At 33.8% G+C, this 23,597-nt stretch carries 24 protein-coding genes and 1 pseudogene; 10 read left to right on the top strand and 15 right to left on the bottom strand.

The features are described from left to right. Positions 1-5: 5 nt before the first annotated feature. The 7 genes from KQI21_RS07625 to KQI21_RS07595 form a co-directional block, all read right to left on the bottom strand. Positions 6-338, bottom strand: a complete 333-nt coding sequence (locus KQI21_RS07625; RefSeq protein WP_216483626.1) for a PRD domain-containing protein — start codon at positions 336-338, stop codon at positions 6-8. Between the two features lie 4 nt (positions 339-342). After that, positions 343-1,467: an amidohydrolase/deacetylase family metallohydrolase gene (locus tag KQI21_RS07620; protein ID WP_216483625.1), complete on the bottom strand. Its 1,125-nt coding sequence runs from the start codon at positions 1,465-1,467 to the stop codon at positions 343-345. After that, positions 1,464-3,296: a BglG family transcription antiterminator gene (locus KQI21_RS07615; protein WP_253291408.1), complete on the bottom strand. Its 1,833-nt coding sequence runs from the start codon at positions 3,294-3,296 to the stop codon at positions 1,464-1,466. Before KQI21_RS07615 ends, KQI21_RS07620 begins: the two co-directional genes overlap by 4 nt. Before the next feature lie 463 nt (positions 3,297-3,759). Continuing rightward, a complete protein-coding gene (gene isdG / locus KQI21_RS07610; RefSeq protein WP_216483623.1) occupies positions 3,760-4,080 on the bottom strand; it encodes a heme oxygenase in 321 nt (106 codons plus the stop codon). Next, on the bottom strand, positions 4,061-4,861 hold the full coding sequence (locus KQI21_RS07605) for an ABC transporter ATP-binding protein (protein ID WP_216483622.1): 801 nt from the start codon (positions 4,859-4,861) through the stop codon (positions 4,061-4,063). Before KQI21_RS07605 ends, isdG begins: the two co-directional genes overlap by 20 nt. After that, entirely contained in the window at positions 4,861-5,856 is a 996-nt protein-coding gene (locus KQI21_RS07600; protein WP_216483621.1) for a FecCD family ABC transporter permease, read from the bottom strand. The genes KQI21_RS07605 and KQI21_RS07600 overlap by 1 nt, the downstream gene beginning before the upstream one ends. Before the next feature lie 3 nt (positions 5,857-5,859). Next, entirely contained in the window at positions 5,860-6,810 is a 951-nt protein-coding gene (locus KQI21_RS07595; protein ID WP_216483620.1) for an ABC transporter substrate-binding protein, read from the bottom strand. A gap of 315 nt (positions 6,811-7,125) precedes the next feature. On the opposite strand from KQI21_RS07595, the gene KQI21_RS07590 reads away from it, so the two are divergent. The 7 genes from KQI21_RS07590 (at position 7,126) to srtB (ending at position 13,698) form a co-directional block, all read left to right on the top strand. Beyond that, complete coding sequence (locus KQI21_RS07590; RefSeq protein WP_216483619.1) at positions 7,126-7,818, top strand: NEAT domain-containing protein; 693 nt, start codon at positions 7,126-7,128, stop codon at positions 7,816-7,818. Then, the gene (isdC, locus tag KQI21_RS07585) at positions 7,815-8,450 is read left to right on the top strand and encodes a heme uptake protein IsdC (RefSeq protein ID WP_216483618.1); all 636 of its coding nucleotides are present in this window, start codon (positions 7,815-7,817) and stop codon (positions 8,448-8,450) included. Before KQI21_RS07590 ends, isdC begins: the two co-directional genes overlap by 4 nt. 28 nt (positions 8,451-8,478) lie before the next feature. Further along, positions 8,479-10,176, top strand: a complete 1,698-nt coding sequence (locus tag KQI21_RS07580) for an NEAT domain-containing protein (protein WP_216483617.1) — start codon at positions 8,479-8,481, stop codon at positions 10,174-10,176. Positions 10,177-10,255: 79 nt separating this feature from the next. Next, positions 10,256-11,179 carry a heme ABC transporter substrate-binding protein IsdE gene (gene isdE / locus KQI21_RS07575; protein ID WP_216483616.1) on the top strand — a complete coding sequence of 308 codons (924 nt, stop codon included), beginning with the start codon at positions 10,256-10,258 and terminating at the stop codon, positions 11,177-11,179. After that, complete coding sequence (locus tag KQI21_RS07570) at positions 11,172-12,155, top strand: FecCD family ABC transporter permease (RefSeq protein ID WP_216483615.1); 984 nt, start codon at positions 11,172-11,174, stop codon at positions 12,153-12,155. The genes isdE and KQI21_RS07570 overlap by 8 nt, the downstream gene beginning before the upstream one ends. Further along, the gene (locus KQI21_RS07565; protein WP_216483614.1) at positions 12,145-12,915 is read left to right on the top strand and encodes an ABC transporter ATP-binding protein; all 771 of its coding nucleotides are present in this window, start codon (positions 12,145-12,147) and stop codon (positions 12,913-12,915) included. Before KQI21_RS07570 ends, KQI21_RS07565 begins: the two co-directional genes overlap by 11 nt. Positions 12,916-12,936: 21 nt before the next feature. Next, on the top strand, positions 12,937-13,698 hold the full coding sequence (gene srtB / locus KQI21_RS07560) for a class B sortase (RefSeq protein WP_216483613.1): 762 nt from the start codon (positions 12,937-12,939) through the stop codon (positions 13,696-13,698). A gap of 266 nt (positions 13,699-13,964) precedes the next feature. On the opposite strand, the gene KQI21_RS07555 is transcribed toward srtB, so the two are convergent. The 6 genes from KQI21_RS07555 to KQI21_RS07530 form a co-directional block, all read right to left on the bottom strand. Continuing rightward, positions 13,965-15,059, bottom strand: coding sequence for a galactitol-1-phosphate 5-dehydrogenase (locus tag KQI21_RS07555; protein WP_216483612.1), 1,095 nt, complete (start codon positions 15,057-15,059; stop codon positions 13,965-13,967). Between the two features lie 254 nt (positions 15,060-15,313). Beyond that, positions 15,314-15,973 carry a deoxyribose-phosphate aldolase gene (gene deoC / locus KQI21_RS07550; RefSeq protein WP_216483611.1) on the bottom strand — a complete coding sequence of 220 codons (660 nt, stop codon included), beginning with the start codon at positions 15,971-15,973 and terminating at the stop codon, positions 15,314-15,316. Positions 15,974-15,996: 23 nt separating this feature from the next. Beyond that, complete coding sequence (locus KQI21_RS07545) at positions 15,997-17,028, bottom strand: zinc-binding dehydrogenase (protein WP_216483610.1); 1,032 nt, start codon at positions 17,026-17,028, stop codon at positions 15,997-15,999. Positions 17,029-17,194: 166 nt separating this feature from the next. Continuing rightward, a complete protein-coding gene (locus KQI21_RS07540; RefSeq protein ID WP_216483609.1) occupies positions 17,195-18,454 on the bottom strand; it encodes a galactitol-specific PTS transporter subunit IIC in 1,260 nt (419 codons plus the stop codon). Between the two features lie 228 nt (positions 18,455-18,682). After that, positions 18,683-18,967: a PTS sugar transporter subunit IIB gene (locus tag KQI21_RS07535; protein WP_216483608.1), complete on the bottom strand. Its 285-nt coding sequence runs from the start codon at positions 18,965-18,967 to the stop codon at positions 18,683-18,685. A gap of 14 nt (positions 18,968-18,981) precedes the next feature. Beyond that, positions 18,982-19,449, bottom strand: a complete 468-nt coding sequence (locus KQI21_RS07530; RefSeq protein ID WP_216483607.1) for a PTS sugar transporter subunit IIA — start codon at positions 19,447-19,449, stop codon at positions 18,982-18,984. Positions 19,450-20,633: 1,184 nt separating this feature from the next. On the opposite strand from KQI21_RS07530, the gene KQI21_RS07525 reads away from it, so the two are divergent. Beyond that, positions 20,634-21,023, top strand: coding sequence for a helix-turn-helix domain-containing protein (locus KQI21_RS07525; RefSeq protein ID WP_216483606.1), 390 nt, complete (start codon positions 20,634-20,636; stop codon positions 21,021-21,023). 1,221 nt (positions 21,024-22,244) lie between these two features. Continuing rightward, positions 22,245-22,406, top strand: a pseudogene (locus KQI21_RS07520) (IS110 family transposase); the annotation flags it as partial. Positions 22,407-22,439: 33 nt separating this feature from the next. Here the strand turns inward: KQI21_RS07520 and KQI21_RS07515 are convergent. Further along, positions 22,440-22,715: a transposase gene (locus KQI21_RS07515; protein ID WP_216483605.1), complete on the bottom strand. Its 276-nt coding sequence runs from the start codon at positions 22,713-22,715 to the stop codon at positions 22,440-22,442. A gap of 180 nt (positions 22,716-22,895) precedes the next feature. Then, positions 22,896-23,204: a hypothetical protein gene (locus KQI21_RS07510; protein WP_216483604.1), complete on the bottom strand. Its 309-nt coding sequence runs from the start codon at positions 23,202-23,204 to the stop codon at positions 22,896-22,898. Between the two features lie 213 nt (positions 23,205-23,417). Between KQI21_RS07510 and KQI21_RS07505 the strand changes: the two genes are divergently transcribed. Further along, the coding region (locus tag KQI21_RS07505) for a DUF4372 domain-containing protein (protein ID WP_216483603.1) at positions 23,418-23,597 on the top strand (180 nt) is incomplete at its 3' end.

Genomic DNA, 23,597 nt, shown 5'->3' with positions numbered 1-23,597 from the left:
TCTCCTTATTTATTATTTCTAATTGTTTCAAAATGAATGGATAATAGATAAATTTCGTCATTTGCTATATATTCCAACTTTTCCATCAATTTATTAGAGATCTCTATGGAATCTTGAGACACTTCATTAAATATCGTTTTATCTTGAATGTTTATCTGTTCTGCATCTATATTTCGTTTTACCATTCCAGTAATATGGTTTAATAAAGCTTTTTTTTGATGTTCCTTTATTTGATAACCATTGCTATTTATGTAATTCATAGCACATTTGTAAAGTACTTCACATAATTTCGGATCTTTACTTTGTCTAAAATACTGATGTAGATTTGTTTCCTTCATAATATTAACCCCTTTGATATACAAGATTACCGTTTTTCCATGTTGCTTGTGGGATTAAGCGCTGATTTACCATCATCTTCTCACCACTTGAATCAAATAAGATACATTCATTTTCAACAATATTAAACACTGTGATATCTGCTTTACTCCCAGGCTTTAATGACCCATAATTGGATAAGGATAAAATTTGAGCAGGGATTATTGTAACTGATTGTAATAATTCTTCTAGAGTATATCCTATTGCTAATAGCTTAGAGATGGTATCCATTAAACTACCAACTGGTTGTTCAAAATTTCTCTCATAAATGTCGGTACTAACGGAAAAAGGATAGCTATATTTAGACTTAAATCGTTTAATTGTGTTATAGGAGAAGCTAGATGTCCCATGTCCAACATCAAATTTAACTCCTCTTTCAAGTGCTTTTTGTGCAGCGGGTATTAAGTTACCGTTATCATCAATAATTCCACCTTTCTTGCCATGAAAAGCATGTGTGACAATATCTCCTTCTCTTAATAATGACAATATATCTTCTAAAGGCGGTGGTGGGGAGCCAATATGTGCCATGATGGGTACATTGGCTTGATTTGCTAGTTTAATAGCATATTTTAATGGACGAATCCCCTGATTACCAACTACGGATTGACTCATTCTGGCTTTTAAACCTACAATTGATGGTTCAGCATTCTTTATCTCTTTCCACATAGTTTCGCTCATTAGATTTTTTGAATCTGATAATTCACTTAAACCCTCTATAAGCCCGGTACTGGAAATATTTAATAATGACAGTACTTCGGTAACATTTTTATCGATAATTTCTTTCTTAAATTGTTCGAAGTTGTTATACCCGGTGCTCCCTGCATCAACAAGGGTTGTAACACCTTGATTTATTCCAACTTTATCAGCATGAATACCTATTTTGGCATGATTTTCAAAAACATGAACATGCATATCAATAAAGCCTGGTGATACATAGTTGCCCTCAGCATCCCATTTTTTAAAATGATCGGAACTTTTAATATCTTTGCTATCCATAATATAGCCATTCCCAATGTATAAATCCTTTTTAGTAAACGTTTTCTTTTCTGGGCAAAATACAATTCCATTATGAATAACCGTAATCTCTGTCATTTCTCCTCCTCCTTTTCAATATAGAATAGGATTGCTTTCTTCTCATCTGAGCTCGCTTTAATGCCTTGCTTTTTAAAAATCGCATCTACTTTTTGATAATCATCTGTCTTTATAAAAAATGTATTAATTAGATAATCATAATCCATACTAAATTTAATACGGTGAACCATTAAAAAAATATGCATCAGAAAAGTTTCTTCCATATTTTGCCTAATTCTTCCTTTAAACGTCTGCTTAAGAGCTAAATATAATTCCATCGCTTCTAAAATAATCTCCCGAGAAAGTTCTTCCGGGTCGTTACTTCTTATATTTGTATACATATCAGGGGATGGTATACAATGTTCATTTCCTATTAAATTACTTACTATATTCTTTAATTCTTTTATATTTTCAGCACTTGGTACTGGGTCAACCCATACAGTAGGTATCTTTATTTCAAGTGGAAATACACTAATAATTAAGTCGAATGTGCGCTTTTTTATAACTTTTTCAAAATCATCCAATCCACAAAATTGAATAATTCTAATCTGTGGAACTTCTTTTTCAACACGATTTTTTATTACTCTTGCAACACCTTTACCACTTGCACAAACATATAATGCCTTTAAAAATTTATTACTGGAAAAAGTCGTTTCCAAAGATACAAGAAAATGCAAGGTAACAAATGAACTAATCATTTTTACTGATAAATTAGGGAATTGTATATATTTTTGACAAGCTTCTTTAACCGGGTAATAAAGATAATTATATTGTGATTTTATATCTTCCATAAAAGGATTGTTCTCTAATAATATGGCATTTTCTTCAGCGAACTTATCTAGAAAATGGGAATACAAATTAGTTTTTAAAGTAGAATCATTGTAAAACGGTACAGAAAGCTTCTCACTTATATAATGTATAATGTTATTAGTGATTTCTAATAAATTTTCTTGTTGATTGTTTAACAATGCATTTCGATAAATATAAATAAATTCGTCCTTAGTTATTTGTAAATCGGATTGTTCAAAAGTTCTATCCGCCACAAAGTAAGTAAATGTGGCAAAATTGGTAAGTGAAGCATCAAACTCATTGCTATAACTTTCTAATTGTATAATCTTACCTTTTAATACACGACAGATAGAGATGACTAATCGGATAAATAATGTGAACAATTCAACAGAAGTTGGTTTATAATTAATTAATGATTGACTAATTGTTTTTTGAAGCTTTTGATGTACTAGTTGAACTGTTTTTTCTATATCTAAAGATAACGAACTCAATTCTTCTTTATATTTTAAGTAAACGTCTACTTTATAACTATCTTCCATTATTTTCTTATTGGTTAATAAATATTCCGCATACTGGCGTATATTAACTTCATCGCCAGAAATCGTATAACCTTTTCTTGGTAACGAAAGAAATATTATATTATTATTTTTTAAGTATTCTTTCACTTTTTTCATATCTTTATAAATAGTTTGCTCACTTACTAATAACTGGTTAGCTAAAAATTCTGCCGTCATATACTTAGATGAATGTAAAATCAACATTAATATAATTCGACGAATTCGAGCTTCGATACTCCATATTTCTTCATCTACCGATAACGATAAAAGGGTGTGGTAAATTTCTATTTTCTTTTTTTCATCTAGTTTACTTATAACTATACCTTTATTGGGTTTTGACTTTATATCAACTTTGTTTTTTAAAAACCACTTTTTAACTTCTTGCATGTCTGATTTAATAGTCCGTAATGATACTGAAAATCTTTCAGCTATTTCTTTATAAAAAAGATTTTGCTCATTACTTAACAAGATAAGTGCAATCTCTCTCTGCCTATTTGTTAACATTCTTATCACCCTTTTACAACCCCTACTTTTATTATAGGAGCCCTTGTCTATACGGTACAGACAAACTTGTTTCCCTATAATAGTGCAATAAAGTATCGTAATTGTAATTTAATCACGCAAGGGAATGAAGAATTACAACAGATGCTAGGTTACCCTAAACTCCCATGTTTTGAACTTATTCCTACTAATTCCTTTATCATCGCGACTTTGCCTATGGAATAACTTTATTCTAGCGTAAAAAAACAGGCATACACATTTCAATGTGTATGCCATATAGAACATCAATTATCTGTTAAAGAAAAGAGTGAGAGGGGGTACTAATTGTTTATCTCTATAAATATATGTTTACCATATTCACAAGACAGGGGGGTTGCTTGTGAAAATATAGGTAATCAACAAATGTGTATCTAAATCTTTCATGAAACCTAAAATAATTGAAGCATACCTCTTGTCTCTCAAATTATTATGCAGGAACAATCGGCTTACGGACTATCTTTACATCATAATACGATATTTCATTGGTAATAATATAATCCGGTTTCCCACCACGATGGGTATGCGCTTCCCTAAATGCATCACTTTCCAGCCATTTTTTAAAGGAATCCTCTGTATCCCAACGCGTCATAATAGTTACTTCATCATAATCATCTAGCTTATCTGTCACTAATACTTCCAAACCCAAAAAACCTTCCATTGTCTCAATTTTACCAACTTTATTAAAACGATTGACTAACTGATAACCTTCATCTTTTTTTATTTTTGTTTTATTTGTAACGATATACATGGTGTTTCCTCCTTAATTTAGGTATAATCAATGGATAACCATCTTCATAGATAATCCGTGCATGTATCTCATAAACATTTGTTAAAAAGTCCTCTGTTAATATTTCTTGTGGTTTCCCTTTATCTACAACCTTCCCGTTTTTAAGTGCAATCATATAATCACTATACGTAGCAGCTTGTTGCAAATCATGTAAAACCATAATAATTGTCATCTTATAGCTTTCGTTAATATATTGCAGTAACTCCATAACTTCAAATTGATGGGCAATATCTAAATAAGTAGTCGGCTCATCTAATAATAAAATTTCTGTTTGTTGTGCCAAAGCCATTGCAATACGAACCTTCTGTTGTTCCCCTCCCGATAAACTAGAAAACATACGATTTTCATAGATGGCTGTATTCGTTATGTTCATTGATTCATAAATGATTTCCTCGTCTTCTTTCGATAATCGATTATTAAAAAAACGTTTATATGGAGATCTGCCGAATGAGATTAACTCTTTAACCGTTAAATTAGGCAGATGGTCTTTGGCTTGTGGTAGCATGGTGATTTTTTTTGCGAATTCTCTAGTCTTATAGGACTGACTATTTTTTTCGTATATATATACGGATCCATAGTCTGCCACTAGCAGTTTGCTAATAACTTTTAATAGTGTTGACTTACCAGACCCATTGGGACCTACAATCGTACTGATTTCCCGGTTTGGAATAGATAAAGAAATATTTGATAATTGAAAGTCATTTACATTTAATCTAATTTCATTCATACGGATAGCATTCATTACAATATTCTCCGTTTCTTAAGTAAAAATAAAAAGAATGGTGCTCCTAAACATGCTAGTAATATTCCAACTGGCAATTCAATTGGATCAAACCAAGACCTTGCAATCGTATCAGCAAGTACAACAAGGATCCCACCGGAAACAATACTAAATGGTAGTAAAAAAGCGTAATCATCGCCAATTAATAACCGGATAATATGTGGGACTACTAACCCAACAAAACCAACTAAACCTGCAACACTAACCGCTGCTCCTGCCAATAATGAAGCTAATATAATGAGCGAAAAACGTTGAATTTCCACACGTTGTCCCAAAAGTTTAGCTGAATGATCACCCAATAATAAAAGATTAGCAGGTCTGATAGCCAAAAATGATGCTAACAGACTGATAATGGCATAAGGTGCCATAAATTCTAAATGATACCATCCCTTTCCTGTTAATCCACCGGAAAGCCAAGGCAATACAGATTGAACACGGTCACTGTAAACAACCATAATTCCATTCATTATTGCTCCTAATAAGGCATTTATAGCCACTCCTGCTAAAATAATTTTGACAGGTGATGCTCCTTGATCCCATGCTAGTAAATATATAACTAGTGAAGTAAACAAAGCCCCTATAAATGCCGTTAATGGTAATAAATAGCCAAATTCCGGTAAAAGTACCATTGTAATAATTGCTGCCAGTCCAGCTCCTGATGATACACCAATAATTCCAGGATCAGCTAACGGATTTTTCATAACACCTTGTAATAAAGCGCCTGATGCTGCCAAACATCCACCTACTAACAACCCTAGCAGTACTCTAGGTAAGCGTATGTCCATAATTATTTTTTTCTGAAATGTATTTCCATCTGAAAATAATGCAGTCCATGTTTCAGACAAAGTGATTGGAACAGGTCCATACGTTATACCATAAAAGATTACAAGTAATAAAAGTATTGGAGAAATAATAGCTAGATATTTTCTGCGTATACTTCTTCTTTTTACTGACATCGTTTATTCCTTCTTCACATCTTTGATTAATTCATGAAGATAATCTAATGCATCAATCACTTTTGTCCCGGGATTTGTTCCAAACAGATCTGAAGGCAGAATAATTACGCGATTATTTTTTACAGCTTCCAGTTCATCCCAACCAGCTGTTTGTGACATATCTTTAACTAAACTCTTTTTCACTTTTTCAGGATCACCATGAGTCATTATTAAAATCATTTGTGGATTGGCTTCAATAATTCTTTCAGCGTTTAATTGAGCATATTGGGGATACATTTCTAAGCTTGGATAATCGCTAGCTATATTTAATCCCCCTGCTAATTCTAAAATATTCCCGCCCAGTGAATTTGGTAATGCTACCATATTGGTTCCAGGTGCACCATAAACTAATAGTACTCTTGGTTTACTTTTGACCTTCGATTTTTGTAATGCTGTTAATTTATCGTCTATCTTATGTATGAGTTGTTGCGCTTCGTTTTCTTTATTCAATAACTGACCAAAAAGTGAAATTTGCTTTTGAATGTCTTTAACAGAATTAGCATGACTCAGTACCATGTCTGCTCCCATATTTTCTATTGCTTGCACATCCTTTGTATTCATTGGATGATTACCTAATACAACATCAGGTTCGAGCGAAGTAATCTTTTCTATATCCATACTGTGAGTAGAACCTACTTCAAGAGCATTTTTTGCTTCTTTGACAGACGTCTCTCCAGATGGTCGACCGACCACTTCGTTTCCTAATGCATAGATAATGTCTACGTCTCCATGACTTAATGCCACAATTTTTTCAGGAGTTGTTTCGAAATCAATAGTTCGATCAGCAAAATCTGTAATGGAAAAAGTATCTTCCTTTGGTTCTGTTTCATTCTTTGCTGTTATCCCATCCTGATTACTACATCCAACGAGAATCAATAGGAAGATGCATAAAATAATGAATCTATATTGCCGCATACATTACACTCCTAATATTTAAATGATATTAATTCTCAATTAATGCTTATTATAGTGATAACGATTATCATTGTCAATAAAAAATAAGGAATTTTACAAATAAAATAAAATTATAGTTGACATTCTATTTTTATTTGCTATGGTAATAGATGAAAAGTAGATGAAAATGATTCTCATTATTAATAAGGGGGGTGGGAAAAGAAAATTACTGATTTAAAGCATATATTTTAGAGTTAGGAAGTTATCGGAACTTCTTTTTATTTTACATCTAATTGATAATGAGAATCAATATCTATGACGATTGGGGGTTAGTAATTGGAGAAACATCGCCATAAAATCTCAGTTATTACTTTACTATTCCTTTATGCTCTCACCTATGTTTGGTATCCAGTTAAAAGTAGCGATGCAAAAGCTAAGTTACCAAATGTGGAAGAAGGAGTATATTCACTGGATTATGTAATATTACATGCAGAAACAGACTCCGTATCAATTGCTAATGATTATTTTGAAAAGCCTGCAATATACATTGTACATAATGGTGAGCACTATATACGGTTTACGTTAAATCATAGTGAATGGACGAAAGAATTACAGGCACCTATAGGAGATTCATTTGTCGATGTGAAAGTAATCCGGGAAGATAAAAAAGAAAATACCAGAGTTGTTCAGTTTAAGGTAGATCGAGATTTAACGGAACCCATTGAGTTTAAAATGCATGTATTGATTGAATCGATGGAACCAGTTTATGACCACCGGTATACAGTACGTTTTAATTTTGATTTAAATAGCTTAGAAAAGTTAGATCAACAAGCAATAGATACGTTGGAAATAAAAGAGAAAGACTTCGAAACAACAAAAGAACAAAAAACCACTAAAAAATCCAAAGAAAGTGAAACGAAAATCAGTAATTTCATCATTATCTTCATGGTTTTCTTAATGATTCTTGCATTTGTGATTATATATATGATTCGAAAAACAAATAAGAAAAAGAAGGAGAATTCAAGTTGAAAAAAATAATTATTCCGTTTTTTATCATACTAATAACATTTTTCTCATTTCATGTTAATCATGTAAATGCAGCTTCACCGTATGCTGAAGGAGAATATAATCTACCTTTTACTGTTTTAAAAGGGGATACGGATGAAAGATCCATGACAAATGATTATCTAGTTTCCCCTGCCAAGCTCATTGTTAAAAACGGTGAAAATTTAGTGCAGATTACTTTAAAGAATAGTTCTTGGTGGCAATCATTCCATGTCCAATCCAAACCAGTAACTGTAGTAAGTGAAGGTAACGATACAAGAGTTGTACAATTTGAAGTTCCGGATTTGGATCAGATTGTTATCGCGAACATACATGTTATTGTACCCGATATTGATTATGACAATAAATATAAAGTCCGTTTCCAATTTGATACATCCGGTTTAGTAGCTAGTCAAAACCAAGAAACAAGTACAAACGAAGATAAAGTCGATAACGTGTCGGCAAAGAAAGAAAAGTCGGATAATAACCAGAATGTTGGAACAAAACAAAAAGCCGAAAAAAACCCAAAAACATCTGACGAAACACCAATCATTTTATTTGTAGTTGCTTTAATCGCTTCCGGGTTCATCATGATAAGAAAATTCGCAGTTAAATAAAATTGGGAATAGAAAGAGGGAGAAGGAAATGAAAAAGTTAGGCTCTATACTTTTAATGGCATTCTTAATGCTTATGACTGTTACACCGACCTTATCACCAGTTGCAGCGGCCGAGTCAAATGAAAAAGTATTCGCAGATGGCGAGTATGAATTACCGTTTGTTGTCTGGAAGGAAAATGAAGATAACACTTCTGTAGCCGATGATTATTTACAAAAACCAGCCAAGTTGATTGTTCAAGATGGGAAATATACTGTTCAGACAACATTGAAAAACAGTTCTTGGTGGCAATATTTTAAAGTCGAAAATAACGGAAAATTTATGGATGTGTCAGTGATTAGTGAAAATAAAGAAGAAAATACTCGCCTTGTCCAATTCGATGTTCCTAACCTTGAAGAAATGGTAAATGCTAAAGTCCATATCATCGTTACGGGAATCCCCGGCTTTGAATATGATAACAAGTATAATATTCGCTTTAAATTCGATCCGTCCAATATTCCGTTGGTAGAAAAACCAGCCGATCCGGAAAAACCAACACCAGAGGAGCCTAGTAAGGACAAGAGTACTCCAGCTATTATAGAAGTAGATGACGGCAATTATACGATCGAAGTTGCATCATTACATGCTAAAGAGGACAAGCCGTCCGGCATGTCAAGATATATTGATAAGACAGCTTCCTTATTTGTAAAAGATGGAAAAACTCACCTTACCCTCACCTTAAATGATCATCGAACAATTACGGGCTTCCAAGTAGATGGAAAGGAACCGGTAAAAGAAAATATAAATGAAGCCGAAAATTGGAGAAAAGTTACGTATGAGTTGAATCATCTAGCAACTATCATGAATGCAAACGTACAATACAAGGTCGGATCGCACCAAGGAGATCAACCACTTAGACTGTCGTTTAATCAAAATAGTTTAAAAGAAGTAGAAGTCAAACAACCCGATAAAGATCAGACAGACCCAAATAAGAATCTAAATAAAAAGCCAGAAGTTCCAACTGATCAGTCGGAAAATTCAAATAAAGAACCAAAAAAGCAGACGAAACGGCCAACAGAATCGAATAAAAAGATCGATCCAAAAAACTTGAAAGATGGCATGTATTCGATTGCTTATAAAGTATTAAAAAATAATACCAATCAAGTATCTGTTATGAATGATTATGTCGTCAGTCCAGGTCATTTAAAAGTAAAAAATGGAGAAAAAAAGATTGCTATTACCTTAAAAAACAGCTCATGGATTACAGATTTTAAAGTATATCACGAAGGAAAGCTAGTAGATCCAAAAGTATTAAGTCATGATTCTAAAGCAGATACTCGTGTCGTGGAATTTACAGTAGAAGATTTATTTACCAAATTAGATGCTTGGGTAAAGGTTGATATTCCTGATTTAAATTATCACCATGAATATGATATTCAATTCCAATTTGATCCTAACTCCATCAAATTGCTTAAAGAGGGAGAGTCCTACCCTCAGAAGAAAATTACAGATGCGACTAAACTGCCTTCTAAAAAACAAGAGAATAGAGAAGAACAAGGACCAAGCTTTGACCGTAATGAAGACCGCGGTGATAAACAGAATCTAGCCACTACTAAAGAAACGGGAAAACAAACCAACAATCCAACTACAAGCGATACAGCTAAACTTGTTTTATTTTCTAGTTTATTATTAGGTTCTTTAATCCCTATAGTGATTAAATTACGTAAAAAAATACGTTCGATGATTTAATAACTGTTATTGGAGTCTTGTTGCACACGTAACAAGACTCCTACTTTACAATTTTTACGATAAGGGGGCCATGATGCTAATGAAAAAGCTATTCATATTTCTTTTGATTACAGTAATCATTGGATTAGCTGGTTGCTCAGGAGAAGGAAATGGAAAAACTACTGTAAGAGAAGCTAGTGACCCTGAAAATAATCGTATCGTTGCTACTACAGTTGCCGTTACAGAAATAATGGATGCACTTAAACTGGACTTAATTGGAATACCAACAAGCTATAAAGATTTACCAAAGAGATATAACGGCGTAACAGAAGTAGGGAATCCGATGAGTCCTGATATGGAACGAATTATGTCGTTAAACCCCAAAGAAGTAATGTCTGTAACAACACTAAAATACGATTTAGAGTCTGTATTTGATGATGCAGGCATTGATACCCGATATGTCAATTTACAAAGTATAGAAAATATGCATAAAGAGATAAACAATCTTGGTAAAGAATATAATCGCGAAGAAGAAGCAGAAAAAATCGTACAAACTTTTGAAGATAAGGTAGCTGAAATTAATAAAAAAATTCAAGGGAAGAAACCTCCACGTGTCCTTATTTTAATGGGAGTACCAGGTAGTTATTTAGTAGCAACTGACCGCTCTTATATCGGAAATTTGGTAGAAATATCCGGTGGAGTCAACGTGTTTTCAGGAGAAAAGGTCGAATACCTAGCTTCCAATACGGAATTTTTACAACAGGCAAACCCGGATATTATTTTACGCGCAGCGCACGGTATGCCTGATGAAGTAGTTAAGATGTTTGATAAAGAATTTAAGAAAAATGATATTTGGAAGCATTTTGACGCAGTAAAAAATGACCGGGTGTACGACTTAGAGGAACTTCTTTTCGGTACAACAGCTAATCTGGCTGCTCCCCAAGCATTAGATGCATTATTTGGCATGTTGTATCCAGAGGAAAATAAAAGTAACGAGATAGAAAAGGGTGTCAATGGTGAATAAGCGAATCATTAGCTTTATTACAATTATTTTATTATTAAGCCTCGTAATCGTGTTCTCTGCAACTACAGGAAGTATTCACGTATCCTTGGTGGAGCTTATTCAAGGGTTGATATCTGGAACAAATGACAATGTCGAGGTCATCAAAGATCTGCGTCTACCAAGAATAATTATTGCTATATTTGCCGGAGCAGCACTATCTGTTTCTGGTGTACTTATACAGGCAGTTATGAGAAATCCTTTAGCTGAACCTGGGATTATTGGTGTATCATCTGGTGCAGGATTCATGAGTATGTTAATGGTAAGTTTTTTTCCAACATTATTCTTTTATACCCCGTTATTTGCCTTTTTAGGTGGCTCGATAGCCTTTTTCCTAGTTTATTCATTTTCTTGGAAGTCGGGATTGAATCCATTGCGCATGATTTTAATCGGGGTAGCTATTCATGCCATTTTTACAAGTTTAAGCCAAACCTTTAACTATCGTGGGAGCTATACCTCTTCCATGGTGCAAGAAGTAACAACCTCCACGTTATCTATGAAGAAATGGGCAGATGTTGAAATCATCGTGGTTTACGGTACGATCGGGTTAATCTTGGCGTTTTTGGTATTTGCTTGGTGTAATTATTTAGCATTAGAAGATAAAACCGTTAAAAGCTTAGGGTTAAATGTAAATGTTGCTCGTTTTGTTATTTCATCAATTGCTGTTTTGTTAGCAGGCATTGCAACGGCAACAGCTGGCTTGTTCTTATTTGTCGGCTTACTTGTACCACATATTGGGCGCATTTTAGTAGGGACGGATCATAAAGTTCTTATCCCCTTTACAGCAATTCTAGGGGCTTTGTTAATTTTATTATCTGATACGTTAGGAAGAATCATCATTGCACCGAATGAAATTCCTGCCTCAATTATTATGGCATTAATCGGCGGGCCATTTCTCATATTTTTACTAAGGAAGAGTGATCGAATTTATGGAACTTAAAGATATTACGTTTTCTTACGACCATAAAAACAATCATCTAATTAATATAAGCGGAGAAATTGATCTTGGTAAAATAACTACGATCATTGGTCCGAATGGCAGCGGAAAGTCAACACTACTTGGAGTATTGTCCAAACACTATACACCTTACAAAGGAAGCGTACAATTAGACGGTAAACGATTAGTTGATTTTAAGCCAAAGGAATTCGCTAAAAAAGTAGCAGTTGTTCATCAAAAAAACAGTGCTCCAGCTGATATGACGGTAGAAAAACTAATTAGTTATGGCAGGTTACCTTATCGGTCGTTTTTTTCTCAAGATAAAAAAGCAGATGCTAAAGCAATTGAATGGGCTCTTAACAAGACTAACTTATTTGCAAAAAGAAACCATCATCTCCATACCTTATCTGGTGGAGAGCAACAACGAGTTTGGATTGCCCTAACCTTAGCCCAACATACACCTTTTCTATATTTAGATGAACCGACAACTTATTTGGATATCTATTATCAATATGAGTTATTAGAACTGATTAAAGAATTGAATACAGAGTTAGGCATAACTATTGTAATGGTACTCCATGACATCAATCAGGCTATTCGATATAGTGACATTATCATTGCTATGAAGGATGGTCAAATAGTAAGAAAAGGTGCTCCAAAACAAGTAATTACAAATGAGCTTATGAAAAAAGTCTATGGGATAAACGTTCTTGTAAAAGAAGATGAAGATACAGGGCTTTATACAATTCCAATTGGGATTTAAGGTTCAACTTGGGGTGATAAAATGAGTGGTAAAAAAATCCGAAAATGGCTTTCTAATGTGGTGATAACTATTTGTATTGGGGTGTTTATATATTCAGCGTATGAATTAGGATCCTTAGGATTAGATTACTATCATAATCGGCAAGTACTCGCTGATGTGCAGGATATATATGCGACACATACAAATCGTTCAGAAACATCAGCTGAGAAAGGTGAAATACGAAAGCAATTTAAAGAATTACACAAAATTAATTCGGATATTGTCGGTTGGCTTACGATAGATAAAACAAAAATCAATTACCCTATTTTGCAAGCTGACAATAATGAGCATTATTTATATCGAAATTATAAAGAGGAAAACTCAAGAGCTGGTAGTATTTTTATGGATTATCGTAATAATGTAGCTTCATATAATCGTAATATTATTTTATATGGACATAACATGAAGGATGGAACAATGTTTCATAATTTAAGAAAGTATACGGACAAAGATTTTTTTACAAACCACCGTAACGTATTTTTTGATACGATATATAACAGCTATGATGCAGAAGTATTTTCTGTCTACCATACTACAACGGACTTTGATTATATTCAAACTGATTTTGCTACCCAGGATGAGTACAAACAATTAGTTGAGGAAATTCAAGATAAATCAATCTTCAAATCAGATGTAAAAGTGAATGAGAATGATACGATAATTACACTGTCGACTTGTGATTATACACTGGATCCTGATGAAGGGCGTTTCGTTGTTCATGCAAAAATTTCTAAACAAGAGTAAGTTTGTTAGAAAAACTTGGCTTGTCGCCAAGTCTTTAGCGAAAGCTGTAGTTTTTCTTATACTATAAAGCCTAAAGTTTGATACTTTCCTATAGTAGAACAAAAGCGATCCGTTAGTGACGTACAAACGGCAGAATTTCTGACGGGAAGCAATGAAAAAGCAGGCTCAGACGTTATTTGAATGAGCCTGTGCGATTAATGGAATCTTTTTTCAATGTAAAATGGCATAAAATTACTAAAAACTGCTGTCTTACCTTTTTAATATATTTATATGATTATTGTCTCTCTGGTTAATCCTCCTGTTTTTTCTATTATTTCGGGATGAAATAACACTTTAACTGAATCGATTTGATTATTTACTATTTTTTGAAATACTTCTGGCCCCTCAGCTAATGAAAAGGTATGTGATATCATGGATTCCGATCTTATTAGACCCTTACTCATATAATGTATGGTTGCATCCCATTCTTTACCTGGAAACGGAGAAGATACCGCATTCCATGAACCATAAATAGTCAATTCATTGCGAACAATTTTTTCAAAATAAAAACGTTCCATACTGATATTTGCATATGGTATCCCCATAAATACTACTTCTCCGCCTTTACATGGTAATGCGAGAACCTGTTGAGAAGTAACAGGTGATCCTGCAGACTCTACGGCTAAATCTACCCCTCTCCCATTCGTATGTTCCATTATTTGTTTATATGCAGGTTTTTCTCTGGAATTAATAATCACATCAGCACCAAGCTTTTTGGCAATAGCTAATTTTTTATTGTCTATATCAATGGCATATATTTTTTTTGCACCAAAGATCTTCGCCCATTGTACAGCTAATAATCCAATACTACCAACCCCCATAATAGCTATTTCAGCCCCAGCCTGAATGCTAGTTTGGTAAAATCCGTGTGCAACAACTGCAGATGGCTCTACCATTGCTGCTGTATCATAGCCTACATTATCTGGCAATTTTAAAACATGACTTTCTGGTAGTTTCGTATATTCAGCATAGGCTCCCGGATGAAATGCACCAATAACAGCTAACTTTTCACAACGTGCAGGTTCTCCCTTAAGACAACTTTCACATTTCCTACAAACAAACGCAGGACAACCTGCAACTCGATCTCCTACTTTTACGAGTGTTACATCTTCACCAACTTCTACAACTTCCCCCGCAAACTCATGACCAAATGTCATTCCTTTTATATAGGGACCTAATTTGGTGAATCTAGATAGATCAGATCCACAAATCCCTACTGATTTCACCTTAATAATAACATCCTCTCTATTCTTTATAGTTGGCTTGGGAGTGTTTTCTTCAAAACGAATATCTTTTTCTCCATATAAGTTCAAAGCTCTCACGATAAACGCCCCCTTATTTGGCTATTTGCTGTTATTTAGTTTTTTGAGTCACTTTGTACATTTCTGCTTCTATTAAAGAATAGGTTATATGCTGCAAGACCGATCACGATCGTGTTGAAAACTAGTTGATTTTCAAAATAAAATTGGCTAATTACTCTAAAAGACCCTAACATAAAATCTAAAAAAATATCTATCATGATTTTTCTCCCTTATCGATAGTAACTAAAGTTTTACCTATAGACTATATTGATTTTTTAATAAGCGTCATGATTAATCATTACTATTGCACTGCTAGAGCCAATACGATTTGCACCAGCTTTTACCATTTGAACAGCATCCTGATAAGTTTTCACTCCTCCAGCAGCTTTGACACCAATTTTGTCTTTTGCAATTGAGCGAAGTAACTGCACATCTTCAATCGTTGCACCACCACCATTAAATCCCGTAGACGTTTTCACAAAGTCTGCCCCTGCTTCCATGATTAATTCCGTTACTATAATTTTTTCTTTCTCTGTTAGTAACGCTGTTTCAATAATCACTTTAGTCGTCAATCCGTTAGCAACTTTAACCACTTCTTCAATATCGTTTTTCACAACATCAAATTCGCCAGATTTAAGGGCTCCAATATTAATAAGCATATCTATTTCTTCAGCACCATTTTTAATCCCTTGTTTTGCTTCTTCTACTTTGACACGAGTTACTGCTCCTCCTAATGAAAACCCTATTGGGATTCCAACTTTAATATGGTGTGGAGATAAAAGACTATGTGCATATGAAACATAGTAAGGATTAACAAAAACGGTATTAAAACCATACTCAATAGCTTCCTCGCAAAATATTTTAATACATTTTCTCGTTGCGATTGGGTTCAATAATGTATAATCAATCAGAGAAATCAAATCTTGTTTATTCATTTAAAAACATCCTTTCTATTTGGTTATTCTGCCGGAACTAACAATACTTTAATAGCTTCTCCACTCTTGATTACTTGGTATGCTTCATCCCATTGTGTAATATCAAATTCATGAGTTACTAGAGCTTTAGCATTTACTTTCCCTTCATTCATCAAGGCTAAAGCAGGCTCCCAATCAGCTGAATTTTGACTTCTGCTTCCCACTACACGTATCTCATTTTGAATGACTTTTTCTAAGTCAAACGGTACTGCTGGTTGAGAAAATATTCCTACTTGGACATAATTACCTTTTTTTCGTAATACATCTAAACCTTGTTTTGCAGCAGGTACTGTTCCTGAACATTCAAACACCACATCTGCTCCATATCCATTTGTAAATTTATTAACAACTTTTTGAACATTGCTTTTTTGTGAATCTATCGTAATATCAACCCCAAGTTCTTTTGCTTTATCCAGACGAATTTTATCATTTGTTAGTCCAGTAATAATTACCTTGGCACCAAAGCTCTTTACTACTTGTGCTGTCAATAAACCAATTGGACCAGGCCCGATAACAACAACAACATCTTCCTCATTGATTTTTGTTTTTGAGACGGCATGATAAGTACATGCTAGTGGTTCAGTCATGGCGGCTGATTTATAGTCTACGTTCTCTGGAAGAGAGTGGACACTTTCTTTTCTAGCAATTAAATATTTAGCAAATCCACCATCTTGATGAGTTCCTAACCCTTTTCGGTGATCACAAAGATTATAATCCCCTGCCCCACAATATTTACATTCACCACAGATATAAAAAGTAGTTTCAGAAGTTACTCGGTCACCCACTTTAAATTCAGTTACATTGTCACCAACTTCTACAACTTCACCGGAAAATTCATGACCTAAAGTAACTGGTACTTGAACTTTATAATGTCCTTCATAAGTATGGATATCAGATCCACAAATACCAGCATATTTAATTTTAATTTTCACTTGATCTTTTCCAGGAATTGGCTCTTTCTTATCCTGAATTTCGAGATTACCAAATCCTAATTCTGTTTTAACTAGTGATTTCATTGATTTGCCCTCCTTCTGTCCGCGGTTAAATATCTTCAATTCCCCCGTTTTTAGAATTTCTTAAACACCTTATAAAGATTTTTAACAACCCATACAATACATCAATACCATTACATCTAATGGTATCCAAATTCCTTACTTTTAAATGTATTTTTTAGGCCTAACTTTAATTAAATAACTCGAAAAATCTCCAAATCAACCAATTTAATAGATTGCCTCCTTGGTCAATACTAGAAACCTTTGCAGATCCTTCTGGCAGCTTAATTTCTGCACTCATCGCCATATCGGTAAATACCGGTGCGATATCTGTAGCCATATAAAGTGATAGCGCAATCATAACTGTTCCTACAATAATAGAGTGAATAATATTACCTCTAGCAGCACCTACAATAAAAGCAACGATAAATGGAATAGTTGCCAAGTCACCGAATGGGAGTACATTGTTACCAGGCAAAATTACAGCAATTAATACAGTAACAGGTGTTAAAATAAGAGCTGTAGCAATTACAGATGGATGTCCCAATAATACAGCTGCATCCAAACCAATCGTAATGTCACTTTCTCCAAATCGATTATTTAACCAGGTACGAGCTGATTCTGAAACAGGCATTAGACCCTCCATTAAAATTTTTACCATTCGTGGCATCAAAATCATAACTGCAGCCATAGACATACCGATTTCAATAACTTCACCAATACTATAACCAGCAAGTAAACCGATTATTATACCAAGAAATAAACCAACAACCATGGAATCTCCGAAAACCCCAAAACGCTTTTGAATAGAATCTGGATCGGCATGTAAATTCTTTAATCCAGGAATTTTCCGGATAAATTTTACTAAAAAGATAAATGGTGCATATGAAATGGTACTACCAGTAGCAACCGATACTCCTGGCATTTCATAAAAGTCTCTCACCATTGGTGTTGTCCAGTCAGCAACCTTTAAACAAACGATTTGAAATAGGACAGCTGCAATTAAACCTTGGATAACACTTCCAGATATTGTATACACTACTGCAGCCGCAAATGTATAATGCCAATAATTCCAAACATCCACATTCATTACTTTCGTTGTTTTCGTAAATAACATGATTGCATTGACAATCAATCCTAGTGGAATAATAAAAGCTGCTACAACTGATGCCCATGCTATGGAAGAAGTAGCTGGCCAACCTACATCAATTACATTCAATTCTACGTTTAATCGATTTACCATTCCCTGTGCAGCCGGTCCAAGATTAAGCGTCAACAAATCAATAACTAAAAATATTCCTACAAATGCTACACCAATTGTTAAAGCCGAACGAAATGCTTTACCCACCTTCTGACCGAAAAAAACTCCTAATATAAAAATTGCTACAGGTAAAATTACTGTCGCACCTAATCCTAGAAAGCTTTGAATAAAGTCAACAAACGATTCCAATTATTTAACCTCCTTTAACTCACTAAGATATAAAGTGAAACTTCATTCCGTGGAACGCTTTTTACACGGAATGTTAGTTGAACGAATCGGGCATTTAGGTGCCGTTTTCTACCTCTTAGACCTTTTTGTACCAACTCAGGATCTTAATATGGGAGGCTTACGGCACCTTACATGCGGGATAAAGGATTTCTCGGCTCTATACGAAGTCCGAGAACCCCATTCGTAGTATTATTTTTCAAGTTCATCTAATATTTGTTTTCTCGTCTCTTCTGTACCAATACCAGTTAAAAATGAGCGTGCATTAATTACTGGAAACGGATACTCTTTTTTCGTCATTGCAGTTGTTACCAACAGATCTGCTGTATCTAAGTACGATTCAACTTCTGCAATTTTAATTTGAATCAGGTTTACATCTATATTATTTTTCCTAGCAATTTCCTCAATTGCACCATTTACCACTGTAGAAGTTGCAATCCCGGCTCCACATGCTACTAGCACAGTCTTTTTTGCCACTAAAATCACCCCTTTTAAGTAATACCTAGCTTCTTTTTTAACAGATTTTTTATATCCGTTTTATTTTTTTGATTTACGATATACGTTAATGTTTTTTCATCTTGAAAGATTTGCATTAATTTTTGTAGTAAAGATAATTGAGAATTGGGTTCATTCATTGCTAACATAAAAATTAATTGAACTGGTGTTGTGTTATTTCCATCCCCCATAATAAAAAAATCAACTGGATGCTTTAAAATAGCAAGACTTATTGTCTTCGTTTTGACATGTTTAACATCTGTATGCGGTATAGCTACTGACACGCCATTTGTAGGGAGACCGGTTGGGTATTCTGCTTCCCTTTGAATAATTGCAGGAATAAAACTTTTTTTAACTAGGTTTTGATCGACTAGATTTTGGGCAACTGTTTCCAATGCTTGTTCTTTCGTCTTGGCTTCAATATCCGTCAAAATAACGGATTCGTCTAAAACGCAATCACTCATTCCTTCACCTCATTTCATAACGGACAAGATTAATTCTTAGAATCGAATCATTTCGTTAACAGATTCGGCGTTAGTATTCGGTTTCTTTTTTATTAAAAACTACTAAATTCAATAGTTGCATCGTCACATGGATGTATTATGGTTTGTCTACAGAAGATTGATAAAGTGAAACTTCATTTCTTGGAATGCTTTTTCCCAAGAATTATTAGTTAAACGAATCTGGCATTTAGGTGCCGTTTATCCCACTTTGACCCTGTTGTATCAACTCAGGTATTGAAGTGGGAGAGGCTTACGGCACCTTACATGCGGGATAAAGTGAAACTTCATTCCGTGGAACACTTTTTACACGGAATGTTAGTTGAACGAATCGGGCATTTAGGTGCCGTTTTCTACCACTTAGACCTTTTTGTACCAACTCAGGATCTTATGTGGGAGGCTTACGGCACCTTACATGCGGGATAAATACCAAAGAATTTTATAATCATCCGTATACTAAATACCATCTTTATTCGTAATAAACTCATCTCCCCTCTTTACTATTACCTTCGGGGATACCTGGAGAGGAACATTAGACGCATTTACGATATAAGAATGCATTCCTAATATTCAAACATAATCGACATAACTCGGTTCTATCTTTTTAATATCAAAATAAACTCAGCGTTTTTATATGAATCAATTGAATCAACTAAATGGATTTATTCATTTGTGATCAAATCAACCAAGTTATTATGGTAGCCATCTATAGTTTGTTGCACAAAATAGGACGGAATAATAACTATCATAACTTACACATTTCACTTCATCACGACACATCGGTTAAATGTGGAATGCATACTCTTAAATCGACATGAACAAGAATATTTGCGAACAATTAAGATATGTACTCCCATCCTCAAAGCTTATTCATAACAATTATTTTCGATTTCCCCCTGAAACTAGTACCTTTGCATAATATAATTCCCTATTAGTCTTTCTATTTCCAGCAAAAATTTAGCCTAATTTACTTCTTGTAATTACTGCATTGTAAAATTACACAGATGATCACTCCCATTATTTTTTTTCATTATACACAACATTTTGTTGTTTGTAAACCAATATATAATTTTTTGTTGTTTTTACTGTTATTTACAATTTATGATTGTATAATTTTGCTAAGAATAGTAGAAAAGAGGAGAAAGTCTGTGTACAGTTTTAGTAAACGATTAACTGATGTACGAGTTGAAGCTGGCTATAGCCAAAAGGATCTTGCTAAAGAACTAAATATTACTGCTAGTGCGTATGGTTACTATGAACAAGGAAGAAATGAACCACCGCTGGAAACAGTAAGACTATTAGCCAAGAAACTGAATGTATCAGCAGACTATTTAATAGGATTGATTAATGAGCCAAAACATCCTATCAGGTATAAAATCACGGATGACTTTACATTAACAGATGCCGAATTAGTAACAGTAAAGCAATTGAAAGAAAAACAGCTGTTAAGTGAGTTGAGCAAGAACCCAGTTGAAAACATTGATAAGTTAGTTCGATTTTGGGAGTTTATGAACAAGGAAACACAAGAGAAAGGCTAATCTCTAGCTTAGATATGCAAAGACTCCCTTCACTATGAAGCTATATTTTATAAGATCATAAGACATCCATCCTATATCTTCTTCATTTTCAAGTACCCTGCAATAAGTCCATTCTTTTTTATAATCATTATATGAATTACTTAGAAACCATGCTAAGCAACAGCGACTCAAGATTTATTTAGCGATCCATATTTGATTTATTTATTTTTTTGTCTGACTATTACATTTATTTGATTCTATTTAATAGAAAGAGCAAAAAAGAACCACTTCCCTCTTTAAAAAGTGGTTCATGTAAAGAACACTCCATCCTTGCACCCCGCTTCACTCCTATCTGCTTTAGAGATTTCTTATTTTAAAACTGTTCCAAAGCCTGCTTTAGATCGCCAACTTTATAAAAACATAGAAGTATTTTAAGCAAAATCCGGCATAATTTCGGTAAGAAAACCGAAGCGAACGAACTCTACCTACAAGAAAAATCATGAAAATATTAGGCTAAAATATTGGTTTTGTTGAAAACATAAGAAACTCATTTGATATTTGATTTTTAATATAAGTTTATCTATTATATGGCTGTTTTATATCTTAAAAGAACATGACAGTGATAAAGCTAATGAGTATGCCTTGTCAAAATACGATTTTATGATAAATAAGTTAGGGACAAAACCAGGAAGGAAACAGAAATTATACAACAGGACGGGAAATTTGACATTGTCGATTATAGTGATAAGTTCTTAGTAGATATATTTGCTGCTGGAGAAGTTTATTAAAAATTGAGTAGAAGAACAGTATCCTCTAAGTTTGATTTTGTTAGCTTCCTTATTTCGCACAGAATATAAAACCAGAAAAAGTGGTCAAAAAACTTGGCCTGTAGCCAAGTCTTTATGGAAATCTATCGTTTTTCTTATACTATAAAGCCTAAAGTTTTATACTCCCTCTATATTCTTACGAAAACTCTTATTTTCTCTGTTTAACTTACAATTTCAATTTGTTCATTTGGAATCATTAACATGATATAGATATGTTAAACAACTTTTTCTGTAGAAGGGCGCACTTAATAAGCCATTCTCTTCTTTTAAAAAATGGGAACGGTTATGTTATAATTGCACCTTTTTTTCCCACAATACTCATGGCGACAAACCCTCCCACATCTCACTGCGTCATTGCGCATACATTCCTTCGTTCGGTCTATCCATGAAGTGGGAGCCGACGATGCTTTCCTACACAAGAAAAGAAAATCCGTTAAAGAAAAAGCAATCATTGATAGCATTATGTTGTAAGTTGATACGAATTTTGTTTGCGGTAGGTACGAAGCAAGTAGCATTTAGTCCAGAAAAGATGTTACGTGACATTCCGCATTTTCGATTACAGAATGTAGAGACATAACGTTTCACATGTATTAATGAAAATGTAAAAACGTTAATTTTTAGAGGAATCATCTATAACAATGGAAGCACGGAGTAGGCGGCAAATTTTTATACAATCGGGCATGACCCTAACTGTTTTGCCTTTCCATTTACCCGTCGTAGCTAACTTTAAGTTTAGCCCTGCTAACTTAATGAGCTGTTCTGGATGTGTAAACTTATTTAGTTCACCAGTTTGTGCTAGGAATGAAGCGATTGTTATTTCACCTATTCCATTTATATCCGTCATTTCTTTAACCCCAGGAATTGGTGTAATAAGTTCTTTTACCATTTCCACCACTTGATTTATCTTTTTACACGTATAGTCATGGTACACCTCGTATATACTAAGGGGGTATTTTTTATTCAATCTTCATTTTGCTTTATTACAGGAATACTTTCCTATCGTGTAAAAAAGACCCCTTAAAAGAGGTCGATTATTAAAATGGTATGATGTTTTTAAACCCACTACTTAGGTGATACTATTCAACTCTTTAATTAAAATTTGGTTCATTTTCTTTTGGCACCTAACTAAATAGGATTCTCTATCAAGTTTATGAAGCTTAAACCTACCAATAGTTTTACGGACATTTTTGTTGTGAACAATTAATTTTTTGTATTTTTCATTACTAAGATAATTCTTGAACCATTGGTATTTCTTTAGTTGTTGTAAATTTTCACCAATATCCTCTTCACTTACATTTATTAGGCTTGGTATAAAAAGACCAATGCCTAAGTAAACAATTAAAGCAGCTATTAAGAGCAAAAATAAAATTTCCAATTTACCACTCCTCAATAAAATGTTTCAGTAAAAAATACGTTTAAGCTGACAATAAGTTTCATATTTTTATTCACTAGCGTTGCATTTATTAAAACAAAATATTAAAAATACGCGAAATCTTCGCTAATTTTCTATGTTGCAAAGAAAAAGTCCTTTATAATGGATATAGTCAGGTGGTAACCCGTCCAAATCCAAAAAATAAAGGACTAACATATGGACAAGAATACACCAAAAACGTCATTTGGACAATGGTTTTCATCCATAAATCTAAAGATTTTTGAAGAAAATGTGAAAACCATGAAATTAGATTACTATACGAAAAAATTAACGACAGCGTCATTTCTTAATTTATTGCTTTTCGCACAGCTGGAAGAAGTGGAGAGTTTACATGAA

This window comes from Virgibacillus proomii (assembly GCF_018916875.1).
Classification (GTDB): domain Bacteria; phylum Bacillota; class Bacilli; order Bacillales; family Amphibacillaceae; genus Virgibacillus; species Virgibacillus proomii_B.
Note: the sequence above shows the minus strand (reverse complement) of the source record. Positions and strands in the feature narration are given on the sequence as shown.